The 11,307-nt window shown below is 76.0% G+C and carries 10 protein-coding genes; 7 read left to right on the forward strand and 3 right to left on the reverse strand.

The genetic code is table 11. The features are described 5' to 3' along the window. Nucleotides 1–195 precede the first annotated feature (195 nt). Nucleotides 196–828, forward strand: a complete 633-nt coding sequence (locus ACZ34W_RS07780) for a TetR/AcrR family transcriptional regulator (RefSeq protein ID WP_465602466.1) — start codon at nt 196–198, stop codon at nt 826–828. Nucleotides 829–904: 76 nt separating this feature from the next. Beyond that, nucleotides 905–2,380: a cellulase family glycosylhydrolase gene (locus ACZ34W_RS07785; RefSeq protein ID WP_465602468.1), complete on the forward strand. Its 1,476-nt coding sequence runs from the start codon at nt 905–907 to the stop codon at nt 2,378–2,380. An 84-nt stretch (nt 2,381–2,464) separates the two neighbouring features. Here the strand turns inward: ACZ34W_RS07785 and ACZ34W_RS07790 are convergent, their stop codons facing one another. Then, on the reverse strand, nt 2,465–4,489 hold the full coding sequence (locus tag ACZ34W_RS07790; protein WP_465602470.1) for a M3 family metallopeptidase: 2,025 nt from the start codon (nt 4,487–4,489) through the stop codon (nt 2,465–2,467). 168 nt (nt 4,490–4,657) lie between these two features. Between ACZ34W_RS07790 and ACZ34W_RS07795 the strand changes: the two genes are divergently transcribed. After that, nucleotides 4,658–6,373 (forward strand): bifunctional 3'-5' exonuclease/DNA polymerase, encoded by a 1,716-nt coding sequence (locus tag ACZ34W_RS07795; RefSeq protein WP_465602472.1) that lies wholly within the window; start codon nt 4,658–4,660, stop codon nt 6,371–6,373. Between the two features lie 62 nt (nt 6,374–6,435). Here ACZ34W_RS07795 and dhaM read toward each other — a convergent pair whose 3' ends face one another. Then, nucleotides 6,436–6,828: a dihydroxyacetone kinase phosphoryl donor subunit DhaM gene (gene dhaM, locus ACZ34W_RS07800; RefSeq protein ID WP_329489912.1), complete on the reverse strand. Its 393-nt coding sequence runs from the start codon at nt 6,826–6,828 to the stop codon at nt 6,436–6,438. Nucleotides 6,829–6,987: 159 nt separating this feature from the next. On the opposite strand from dhaM, the gene dhaK reads away from it, so the two are divergent. Beyond that, nucleotides 6,988–7,983, forward strand: coding sequence for a dihydroxyacetone kinase subunit DhaK (dhaK, locus tag ACZ34W_RS07805; protein WP_329489911.1), 996 nt, complete (start codon nt 6,988–6,990; stop codon nt 7,981–7,983). A gap of 16 nt (nt 7,984–7,999) precedes the next feature. Beyond that, nucleotides 8,000–8,629 carry a dihydroxyacetone kinase subunit DhaL gene (gene dhaL, locus ACZ34W_RS07810; protein WP_465602475.1) on the forward strand — a complete coding sequence of 210 codons (630 nt, stop codon included), beginning with the start codon at nt 8,000–8,002 and terminating at the stop codon, nt 8,627–8,629. A 19-nt stretch (nt 8,630–8,648) separates the two neighbouring features. Here the strand turns inward: dhaL and ACZ34W_RS07815 are convergent, their stop codons facing one another. Next, on the reverse strand, nt 8,649–9,821 hold the full coding sequence (locus tag ACZ34W_RS07815) for a PP2C family protein-serine/threonine phosphatase (protein ID WP_465602477.1): 1,173 nt from the start codon (nt 9,819–9,821) through the stop codon (nt 8,649–8,651). A gap of 248 nt (nt 9,822–10,069) precedes the next feature. On the opposite strand from ACZ34W_RS07815, the gene ACZ34W_RS07820 reads away from it, so the two are divergent. Continuing rightward, nucleotides 10,070–10,288, forward strand: coding sequence for a heavy-metal-associated domain-containing protein (locus ACZ34W_RS07820; protein WP_329489908.1), 219 nt, complete (start codon nt 10,070–10,072; stop codon nt 10,286–10,288). 69 nt (nt 10,289–10,357) lie between these two features. Beyond that, nucleotides 10,358–11,307, forward strand: a 950-nt coding sequence (locus tag ACZ34W_RS07825; protein ID WP_465602479.1) for a heavy metal translocating P-type ATPase, incomplete at its 3' end; no start/stop codon positions are given.

Genomic DNA, 11,307 nt, shown 5'->3' on the forward strand with positions numbered 1-11,307 from the left:
GGGGGTAACATCGCGGGGAGTCTGCTACTCATAGGTAGGAATGTCAACGCCCCGGGGCCGTGGACGCCCCCGCCGGGCAGCTCCGCGGCACGCCTGCCCCGCGCCACGCCCCCGTACGCCCCCGACCGCTCCGCCCGACCGCCCGCACCACCCCGTAGCCGCAACCCCCGTCGGCCAGACCCGCCAGGAGACCTCATGCCGCCCTCCGACGCACCCCGCCGGGAGCAGCTGCTCAACGCCGCCGACCGGGTGGTCCAGCGGGAGGGCCCGGGCGCCAGCATGAACGCCATCGCGGCCGAGGCCGGGATCACCAAGCCGATCCTCTACCGCCACTTCGGCGACCGGAACGGCCTGATCCGGGCACTGACCGAGCGCCACACCAGCGGTCTGCTGACCGCCGTACGGGCCGCGCTGAGCGAACCGCTGGAGCGCCGCGACCGCGTCGAGCACGTGCTGGACACCTACCTCGCCGGGATCGAGGCCCGCCCGCAGGTCTACCGGCTGCTCACCCACCCCGAGCCCGGCGACCCGTCCGGCGTCGGCAACGCGCTCGCCCCGGCGCTGCGGCAGATCGCCGAGGAGATCACCTGGGCCGTGCAGAGCCAGGTGGACCTCGGGGCCGACCGGGAACTCCTCGCGGAGGCCTGGGGCCGGGGGATCACCGGCATGGTGCTGGCCGCCGGGGACTGGTGGCTGGAGTCCAGACCGTGCTCGCGCACCCGGATGGTGCAGGCGCTCGCCGACCTCCTCTGGGGCCGGCTGGCCGCCGCCGCCGACCTGCCGACCGCCGCCCTGCCGGCCCCGGCGCAGGACCCGGCGCCGAGCTGAACTCTTGTGCTGTGCATGCCAGTTCGGGCATCATCGGGCCCCACCCCCACGCTCCGCGAGCTCCCGCGAGGTACCGATGCGCTTGCGCCGCACCGCCGTTGCCCTCCTACTCGCCGCCACCGCCGCCCTGGCCGCCCCCACCCCCGCCCTGGCCGCGTCGCCGGACGCCTCCCGGTCACCGGCCCCGTTCCGGGCCGGGTTCCCCACCGGCACCGCCACCGCGCCGGACGGCACCACCGACCTCACCGACGCCACCGGCCGCCGGCTGCGGCTCCGCGGCTTCAACCTCGACAAGTACGCCGAGGCCACCGAACAGGACGTCGCGTCCCTGGCCGCCCAGGGCTTCACCCTGGTCCGGGTGGCCGTCTCCTGGACCAGGCTGGAGCCCGTCCGCGGGCACCTCGACCCGACCGAACTGCACCGCGTGCAGCGGGTGCTGGACTGGGCCGACCGCTACGGCGTGCTGGCCCTGGTCGACTTCCACCAGGACGTCTACGGGCCCAAGTTCGGCGGCGGGGACCGCGGCGTCCCGCTCTGGGCCACCCGCGACGACGGCCTGCCGTTCACCCCGGACCCGGACGACTGGTTCGCCGGCTACTTCCAGCCCGCCGTCCAGGCGGCCTTCCGCCACCTCTACGACGACCCCGACCTGCGCGCCTGGCAGGCCGACTTCTACACCCGGCTGGCCCGCGAACTGCGCGGCCACCCCTCGCTGCTGGGCTACGACCTGTTCAACGAGCCGTTCGGCCCGGTGGACGGCGACCCGACCGACCCGGCCGTGCTCGCCGCCTCCTCCGCCGCCCTCGAACAGGGCCGGCTCGCCGACATGTACCGCCGGCTGATCCGGGCCGTGCGCCGCATGGACTCCCGCGCCTGGCTGTTCGTCGAGCCGACGGTACTGGTCGGCCAGGGCGTCCCCACCCGGCTGCCCGGCTTCGGCGACCCGCGCCCCGGCGCGCCCCGGCTCGGCTACGCGCCGCACTTCTACGACACCGCGGTCGAGGGCGGCGCCGACTGGGACCCCTCCGGCGGCTTCGTCGAGAACTACACCGCCGCGATCACCGCCTACCCCGCCGCGCACCGCCTGCCGGTCCTGGTCGGCGAGTGGGGCCCGCCGGACGCGCGGACCCCGGGCAACTCCCAGCTGGTCCGCCGTCAGGTCGCCGCCATGGACGGCTTCGCCGCCGGCTGGACGATGTGGTACTGGTGCCGGGGCAACGGCGGCTACTGCGCGTTCGATCCGGCCGGCCGGCCCGCCCCCGGCGACGAGCCGGTCTTCGGCCCCTACCCGGCGGCGGTCGCCGGGACGGCCGTGCGCACCGGCGCCGCGGCGGGCGGGCACGTGGTGCGCTGGAACGCCGACGGCAGCGGCCGGACCACCGACCTGGTGCTGCCCGCCGCCACCTTCCCGGCCGGTGCGCGGATCACCGTCACGCCGGCGGCCCGGGTCGAGGTCGACCAGCCGGCCGGCGGCCGGGCCGGCACCGCCCGGATCCGCCTGCCGCACACCCGCCCGGGCACCCCGGTCACGGTGACCGTCACGCCCCGCTGAGGCCCGGTGGCCCGCCCCGACCACGAGAACCCAGGCCCACGGGACGGGCCACCGCGCGAGGCCCGGCACCGGGCTCGAACCGGCTCAGGCCAGACCGCGGCGGGCCAGCAGCGGCCCGGTCCTCGGGTCACGCCCGACCACCGCCCGGAAGGAGTCCAGCGGGTCCCGGCTGTCCCCGCGCGAAAGCAGCTCCCGGCGGAACACCTCGCCGCTCTCCCGCACCCCCCGGCCGTTCCCCTCGAACCAGTCCACCGTCTCCGCGTCCAGCACCTCGGACCAGATGTACGCGTAGTACCCCGCGCTGTACCCGCCGGCGAAGATGTGCGAGAAGTACGCCGTCCGGTAGCGCGGCGGGATCGCCGCCACCGCGAGCCCGGCCTTCGCCAGCGCCTGCGCCTCGAACTCCTCGGCGTCCGCGATCTCCTGGCCCGGCGCCACGGTGTGCCAGGCCAGGTCCAGCAGGGCCGCCGCCAGGTACTCCACGGTCCGGAACCCCTGCCCGAAGCCGTCGGCCGCCGCCATCCGCTCGACCAGCTCGGCCGGCAGCGGCTCGCCGGTCACGTGGTGCTTCGCGTAGTTGGCCAGCACCTCGGGCCGGACCATCCACATCTCGTTGACCTGCGAGGGGAACTCCACGAAGTCCCGCGGCACGTCCGTCCCGGCGAAGTACGGGTAGCGCACGTCCGAGAAGAGCCCGTGCAGCGCGTGGCCGAACTCGTGGAACAGCGTGCGCACCTCGTCCCAGGAGAGCAGCACCGGCTCGCCCGGGGCCGGGCGGGGCACGTTCAGGTTGTTCATCACCACCGGCCGCCGGCCCAGCAGCCGCGACTGGGTGACCAGTTCGTCCATCCAGGCGCCGCCGCGCTTGGACGCCCGGGCGTGGAAGTCCGCGAGGAAGAGGCCGAGCGAGCCGCCGTCCTCCTCGAACACCTCGAAGACCCGCACGTCCGGGTGGTACGCCGGGAGGTCCGGCCGCTCGGTGAAGGTCACCCCGTAGGCCAGGTTCGCGGCGAAGAAGACCCCGTCGCGCAGCACCCGCTCCAGCTCCAGGTACGGGCGCAGCGCGGCCGCGTCCACCTGGTAGGAGGACTGCCGGACCAGCTCCGAGTAGTACGCCCAGTCGTGCGCGGCGATCTCCTCGACGCCGTCGACGGCCGCCGCCGCGGCCAGCTCGACCGCCTCCCGCCGCGCGTTGGCCACCGCCGGCGGCACCAGCCGGGTCAGCAGCGCGTCGACCGCCTCGACGGTGCCGGCCGTCTCGTCCGCCACCACGTGGGCCGCGTGCGTGTCGTACCCCAGCAGCCGGGCCCGCTCGGCGCGCAGCGCGGACATCCGGATCGCCAGCGGGCCGTTGGAGTCGGCCGCCCGGCCCAGCGAGGCCGCCAGCAGGCGTTCGCGCACCGAGCGGTCGGTGAGGAAGGCCAGCTCGGTCTGGTTGGAGAAGTTCTTCAGGTTCAGCACGTACTTGCCCTCGTGGCCGAGCGCCCGGGCGTTCGCGGCCGCGCCGGCGATCGCGTCCGGCGAGAGCCCGGCCAGCTCGGCCGCGGAGTCCAGCACCAGTGCCCGCGCCTTCGAGTCCGCCGACACGTTGCGGCGGAACGCCGAGGCGCCGGCGGCCAGTTCGGCGTTCAGCCCGCGCAGCCGCCGCTGGTCGGCGGCGCCGAGCCGGGCGCCGGCCCGGACGAAGGCGGTGTGCCGCCGCTCCAGCAGCCGCCGCGACTCCGCGTCCAGGCCGAGCCCGTCCCGTCGCCCGTGCAGCTCCTCGATCCGGGCGAACAGCGCGGCGTCCAGGTGGATCGCGTCCCGGTGGGCCGCCAGCCTCGGGCTGATCTCGGTGTCCAGCCGGTCCACGCCCGGGGTGGTGTCCGAGGAGACCTGGTTGTCGAAGACCGCCCGGACCCGCTTCAGCAGCGCACCCGAGCGCTCCAGCGCGATCAGGGTGTTGTCGAAGGTCGGCGGCTCCGGATTGGCGGCGATCTCGGCGATCTCGGCGAGCTGCTCGGCCATCCCGCGCTCGAACGCGGGCAGGTAGTGCTCTTCCCGGATCTCGGCGAAGGGAGGCAGTTCGTAGACCAGGGTGCTGGGCTTGAAGAACGGGTTCTCGGTCATTTCGCCGACCCTACGCCGTGGCAACGGCCGGGCACACGCGTCCGGCCCGGCGGGCGGCGCACCGTCGGCGCACGGGCGCACGGATCGGCACGCGCGCCTGCGCCGGTTGTCGTACCCACCGGTTACCGTCGAGGTCCGCAGCCCGTACGCCCGAGAGGAGGAGCCCCCGTGGCACCCCGGATCGCCCTCGTCCCCGACCCGCACGGCCCCGGCGGCCGGCTGCTCCCCCTCGACGACGCCGGGGCCCCGCTCGGGCCGCCCGCCGCCGTGGCGGACCTCGCGGCCGCCGTCGCCGAGCGGGAGGCCGCCGAGCACCCGCGCTGGGTCTGGGCGGCCGCCGACAGCGCCTACGCGCCGCTGCTCCCCCGGCTGCCCGACCGGCTCGCCCGCTGCCACGACCTCCGGCTGACCGAGGCCCTGCTGCTGGCGTACGAGGGCCGGTTCGGCGCGCCCCGCTCGCTCGGCGCCGCCTGGGCCCGGCTGAACGGGCGGCCCGTCCCGGCCGACCTGCCCGAGCCCGGCTCCGCCGACTCCGGGGACGGCCAGGACACCCTGTTCGCCCCCGACCGGCTGCAACTCCCGCCCGGGGCCGACGCGCTGGCCGCCGTGGCGGCCGTCCACGCCGAGCAGCAGCGCCGGCTCGCCGCGATCGCCGAGCCGGGTGACCGCGCCCGGTTCCGGCTGCTGGTCGCCGCCGAGTCGGCCGGCGCGCTGGTGGCCGCCGAGATGGCGCACGACGGCCTGCCCTGGCGCACCGACGTCCACGACCGGCTGCTCACCGAGCTGCTCGGCCCCCGTCCGACCGTCCCCAACACCCAGCCCAGGCTGCTCGCCGAGCTGGCCGTCGAGCTCCAGGAGGCCCTCGGCGGCCGGCCGTTCAACCCCGACTCGCACAGCCAGGTGCTGCGCGCCTTCGCCGACCGGGGCGTCCAGCTCGGATCCACCCGGTCCTGGGAGCTGAAGGCGGTGGACCACCCGGCCGCCGCGCTGATGATCCGTTACAAGGAGCTCTCCCGGATCCACGCCGCGCACGGCTGGGCCTGGCAGGACGCCTGGGCCCGCGGCGGCCGGTTCCGCCCCGAGTACGTGGTCGGCGGCGTGGTCTCGGGCCGCTGGGCCAGCCGGGGCGGCGGCGCGCTGCAGATCCCGCGCATCCTGCGCCGCGCCGTGGTGGCCGACCCGGGCTGGCTGCTGGTCGTCGCCGACGCCGCCCAGCTGGAGCCCCGCGTCCTGGCCGCGCTCTCCCAGGACGCCGGCCTGGCCCGCACCGCCGCCGGCGGGGACCTCTACGAGGCGCTGGCCGCCTCCGCCTTCCAGGGGGACCGCGACAAGGCCAAGCTCGGTCTGCTCGGCGCCATGTACGGCCAGACCAGCGGGGACATCGGCGTGCTCCTCGCCACCCTGCGCCGGCGCTACCCGGCCGCGATGGGCTACGTCGAGGCGGCCGCCCGGACCGGCGAGGACGGCGGTGTGGTCGCCTCCCGGCTCGGCCGGGCCTGCCCGCCGCCCTCGGCCGACTGGCTCGACCTCACCGAGGCGCCGGAGACGGCCGGGGAGGCCGGCGGCCGCTCGGCGAGGGCCCGGGGCCGCTTCACCCGCAACTTCGTGATCCAGGCCAGTGCGGCCGATTGGGCGCTCGCCCTGCTCGCGGCACTGCGCCGCCGGCTGAACGCGCTGCCCGCCACCGGCCCGGACGACCGGCCGCACCTGGTGTTCTTCCAGCACGACGAGGTGGTGGTGCACACCCCGGCGAACCTCGCCGACGAGGTGGCCGCCGCCGTCGCCGAGTCCGCCGACGAGGCCCGCCGGCTGGTCTTCGGGGACACCCCGGTCCGGTTCCCGCTCACCACCGCCGTGGTGGACTGCTACGCCGACGCCAAGTAGCCGGGGCCGGACCGCGCGCCCAGGACCGGCCGCGCACCGGCGCCAGCCGCGCGGGCCGCCCGCTACAGCTTGCGGAACGCCCGCGCCTCCTCGGCCGCCGCGGCCACCTCGGTGACGCCCGCCCCGGTGGAGGCCGTCACCGCGGCCGCGACCGCGCCCTCCACGAACGGGGCGTCCACCAGCACCACCCCGGGCCGCGGCTCGTCCTCCAGCAGCGTGACGGCGGTCAGCACCGAGCTGCCGAGGTCGGCCAGCACCACCACGCCCGCCCCGCCGTCCGCCTCCGTGACGGCCCGGGCGATCAGGTCGTAGCTGGTCCCGAGCCCGCCGTCCTCCGTCCCGGCCGCCACCACCACCCGCACCGCACCGGAGGCGAGTTCCGCCAGCAGCTCCCGCAGCCCGGCGGCGAGCTGTGCGCTGTGCGAGACCAGGACGATGCCCACGTAGTCGCTCATACCGCCGACCCTACGACCGCCCCGGCGCTCCGCGGGAGGGGGCCGGCCGGCCCCGCGTGTCGTACCGCGGGCCGCCCGGGGGCGTGTCGCACCCCGTGCCGGGCACCCCCGTCTGGCGTAGCGTCGGGTCAGCACCGTCTGCCGAGGGAGCGAAGCGCCGTGAAGAAGCTGATCAACACCCCGGAGAGCGTCCTGGAGGACGCCCTGGCCGGAATCGCCGCCGCCCACCGGGAGTTGACGGTGGACATCGCGCATCGGGTGATCACCCGCGCGGTCCGCCCGGCGGCGTCGAAGGTCGCCCTGGTCTCCGGCGGCGGCTCCGGCCACGAACCGCTGCACGGCGGGTTCGTCGGCCCGGGGATGCTGGACGCCGCCTGCCCCGGCGAGGTCTTCACCTCCCCGGTGCCGGACCAGATGCTGGCCGCCGCCAAGGCCGTCGACTCCGGCGCCGGGGTGGTCTTCGTCGTCAAGAACTACACCGGCGACGTGATGAACTTCGCGCTGGCCGCCGAGCTCGCCACCGAGGAGGGCATCGAGGTCCGCACGGTGCTGGTCGACGACGACGTCGCGGTCGAGGACTCGACCTGGACGGCCGGCCGCCGGGGCACCGGCGCGACGGTGGTGGTGGAGAAGATCGCCGGCGCGCTGGCCGAGCGCGGCGCCGCGCTGGAGGAGGTCACCGCCATGGGCGCCCGGGTCAACGCGGCCTCCCGGTCGTTCGCGATCGCGCTGACCGCCGCGACCACCCCGGCCGCCGGCAAGCCCGGCTTCGACCTGCCGGAGGACGAGATCGAGGTCGGCGTCGGCATCCACGGCGAGCCCGGCCGCCGCCGCGAGAAGCTCCGTCCGGCCCGTGAGCTCGCCGCCGAGGTGGTGGAGACCGTGCTCGCCGACCACCACCTGAGCGCCGGCGACGAGGTGATCGCCCTGCTGAACGGCCTCGGCGGCACCCCGCTGCTGGAGCTGTACGTCGTCTTCGGCGAGGTCGCCGCCCGGCTCGCCGAGCGCGGCATCACGGTGGCCCGCAGCCTGGTCGGGAACTACGTGACCAGCCTGGACATGGCGGGCTTCTCGCTCACCCTGACCAAGGCCGACGCCCGGTTGCTGGAACTCTGGGACGCCCCGGTGGACACCCCCGCCCTCAAGCGGGCCTGACGGAGGAGAGACGGTCATGGACTTCGACACCGCACTGGCCGAGGCCTGGGTCCGCGCGATCGCGGCCGCGGTCGACGAGGAACAGGGGCGGCTCACCGAGCTGGACTCCGCGATCGGCGACGGCGACCACGGCAGCAACCTGCGGCGCGGCTTCACCGCCGTGCTCACCGCACTGGACTCGCTCGCCCCCGACAGCCCGGGGGCGGTCCTGAGCAAAACGGGCAGCACGCTGATCTCCAAGGTCGGCGGGGCCTCCGGCCCGCTGTACGGCAAGGCCTTCCGCGCGCTGGGCGCCGCACTGCCCGGGCCGGCCGACCCGGCCGCCTTCGGCGAGGCGCTGGCCGAGGGGCTGCGGGCGGTCCAGACCCTCGGCAAGGCGGAGCCGGGCGACAAGACCATCGTCGACGCCTACACCCCGGCGCTGGCCGCGTACGCCGAGGCGGTGGCGGCCGGCGCCGACCTGCCGCGGGCCGTCGGGGCCGCGGCGGACGCGGCCGAGCAGGGCGCGCTGGCCACCGTGCCGCTCCAGGCCCGCAAGGGCCGCGCCTCCTACCTGGGCCCGCGCAGCGTCGGCCACCAGGACCCGGGCGCCACCTCCACCGCCCTGCTCTTCCGCGCCCTGGCGGAGGTGGTCGGCGCGGAGTAGCCCCGGAGCGGCCCCGGCCCTACCGGTCCGTCCGGGAGATCAGCAGGAGCAGCGCGTCGTCGCGCAGCTCCCCGCCGGTGTGCTCCAGCAGGTCGGCGTAGACCCGGCCGACCGCCGCCTCCAGCTCCGTCGCGGAGCGGGCCGCGCCCCGGACCAGCGGGCCGACCCGCTCCGCCAGCGGGTAGAAGTCGCCGTGCTCGCGGTGCCGCGCCTCGATCACGCCGTCGGTGCAGAGCACCAGCACGTCCTCGGGCCCGAACGGCTGCTCCCAGGTGGTCGGCTCGCCGACGGCCAGCCGGCCCAGGCCGAGCGGAACCCACGGGTCGGGCGCGTGCAGCACGTGCGCGCCGCCGTCGTGGTCCACCCGGATCGGCGGGACGTGCCCGTACTGCAGCAGCTGCATCACGCCCGGCACCCGGAACTCGGCGAACAGCGCGGTGGTGAACTCCCCGTCCGGGGCGTGCCGCTCGACGCTGGCCTCGATCCGCGCCGCGACCCCGCGCAGCCCGGCCTCGTCGTAGGCCGCCTCCCGGAACGCGCCGAGCACCACGGCGGCGGTCTGCACCGCGCCGAGCCCCTTGCCGCGGACGTCGCCGACCGCCACCCGGGTGCCGTGCGGGGTCTCCAGCACGGAGTAGAGGTCCCCGCCGATCCGGGAGGCGTCGGCGGCGGACACGTACCGCACGGCCAGGTGCAGCGGACCGACCACCGGTCCGGGCAGCCGCAGCAGCGCGCGCTGGGCGGCCTCCGCGACGGAGCTGACGGCCGCGAAGGCGGCGGCCCGCCGCATGCGGATCTTGGCCACCCAGGCGGAGAACACGGTGAGCAGCAGATAGCTGACCATCGCGCCGTAGAGGAAGCGCTCGTCGTTGACGTTGTCGACCTCGTCGTAGTGGCTGAGGCCGAAGACCGCGAACAGGCCGAGCAGGCAGACCATCAGCAGTTCGAGCGGCCGCAGGGTGAGCGCGGCGATGGTGGGGACGACCGTCATCAGCGGGGCGAGGTAGCGGTCCTTGCCGGAGAGCAGGTCGGCCAGCCCGACCAGGACGATCGCGATCAGCGCGGGGCTCGCCCGGCGCCAGAGCGGTACGTCCTGGAGGTCGGCCGCCAGCAGCGCGCCGCGCCGCCGCTCCGGCGGCAGTCCCGTGGCGGTGGGGGCCGCGGGCGACTGGGCTCGGCGGATCGGGAACACCTCTCGAACATAACGGACGCTCATCGCCCGCACCCCCCGGGAGGCGGCCGCCCGGGACGCGCCCGCGCCACGCGGCGCGGATTCGGGCGCAGCGTGTCCGGGCGCATACGCTCTGCTGTCGGACCGCGTCCCCGATGCGATCCGCACCGCACCACCCCCTTCGGGGAATACCCCGCAGGGGTATGGTGTCATCAAGAGTGGGAGCCCGGGCGCACGCCCGCGGCCGAACAGACCTCCCGGAGGCCCCGATGTCCAGCACCATCACCTACACCGTGACCGGCATGAGCTGCGGCCACTGCGAGAGCTCGGTCAGCAAGGAGCTCACCGCGCTGGCCGGCGTCACCCAGGTGGCGGCCGACGCCAAGGCCGGCACCGTGACGGTCTCCTCCGCCGCCCCGCTCGACGACGACCAGGTCCGCGCGGCCGTCGACGAGGCCGGCTACGAGCTGGTCGGCCGGTCCGTCTGAGCCCCGCGGTGCGGCGGGGGCCGCTCGCCCCGGCCCCCGCCGTACGCCCTCCCCAAGGAGCTGATCAGCATGAGCACCGCCACCCCGGCCACCACCGCCGCCGGCCCGGGCGGCCCGCGTGACCAGGACGGCACCGCCCCGGTACGCGACCGCGTCGAGCTGTCGATCGGCGGGATGACCTGCGCAGCGTGCGCGGCCCGGATCGAGAAGAAGCTCAACCGGATGGAGGGCGTCGAGGCCACGGTCAACTACGCGACCGAGAAGGCCCGGATCGACTTCGGACCGGCGGTGAGCGTCGCCGACCTCATCAGCACCGTCGAGAACACCGGCTACACCGCCGAGCTCCCCGCACCGCCGGCCGTCGAACCGGCCGCCGCGCCCGCCGGGCCGGCCCCCGCCCCGGCGGAGCCCGCGGCCGACCCGCTGCTGGACCGGCTGCTGATCAGCGCCGTCCTCAGCGTGCCGGTGGTCATGCTGTCGATGATCCCGTCCCTGCAGTTCGCCAACTGGCAGTGGCTGGCCTTCGCCCTCACCGGCCCGGTCGTCGTCTACGGCGGGCTGCCGTTCCACCGGGCCGCCTGGACCAACCTGAAGCACGGCGCCGCGACCATGGACACCCTGGTCTCGCTCGGCACGCTGGCCGCCTTCGGCTGGTCGTGCTGGGCCCTGTTCTGGGGCCGGGCCGGGATGCCGGGCATGCGCCACGAGTTCTCGCTGTCGATCGGCGCCACCGACGCCTCCTCCACCCTGTACCTGGAGACGGCCGCCGCGGTCACCGTGCTGATCCTCTTCGGCCGCTACCTGGAGGCCCGCTCCAAGCGCCGCGCCGGCGCCGCGCTGCACGCCCTGCTCGGGCTGGGCGCCAAGGACGTGGCGGTGCTGCGGAACGGCTCCGAGGTCCGGCTGCCGGTGGACCGGCTGACCCCCGGGATGCGGTTCGTGGTGCGTCCGGGGGAGAAGATCGCGACGGACGGCACCGTCGTCGAGGGCTCCTCCGCGGTGGACGCCTCGATGCTCAC

The organism is Kitasatospora sp. NPDC022856 (genome assembly GCF_055561235.1).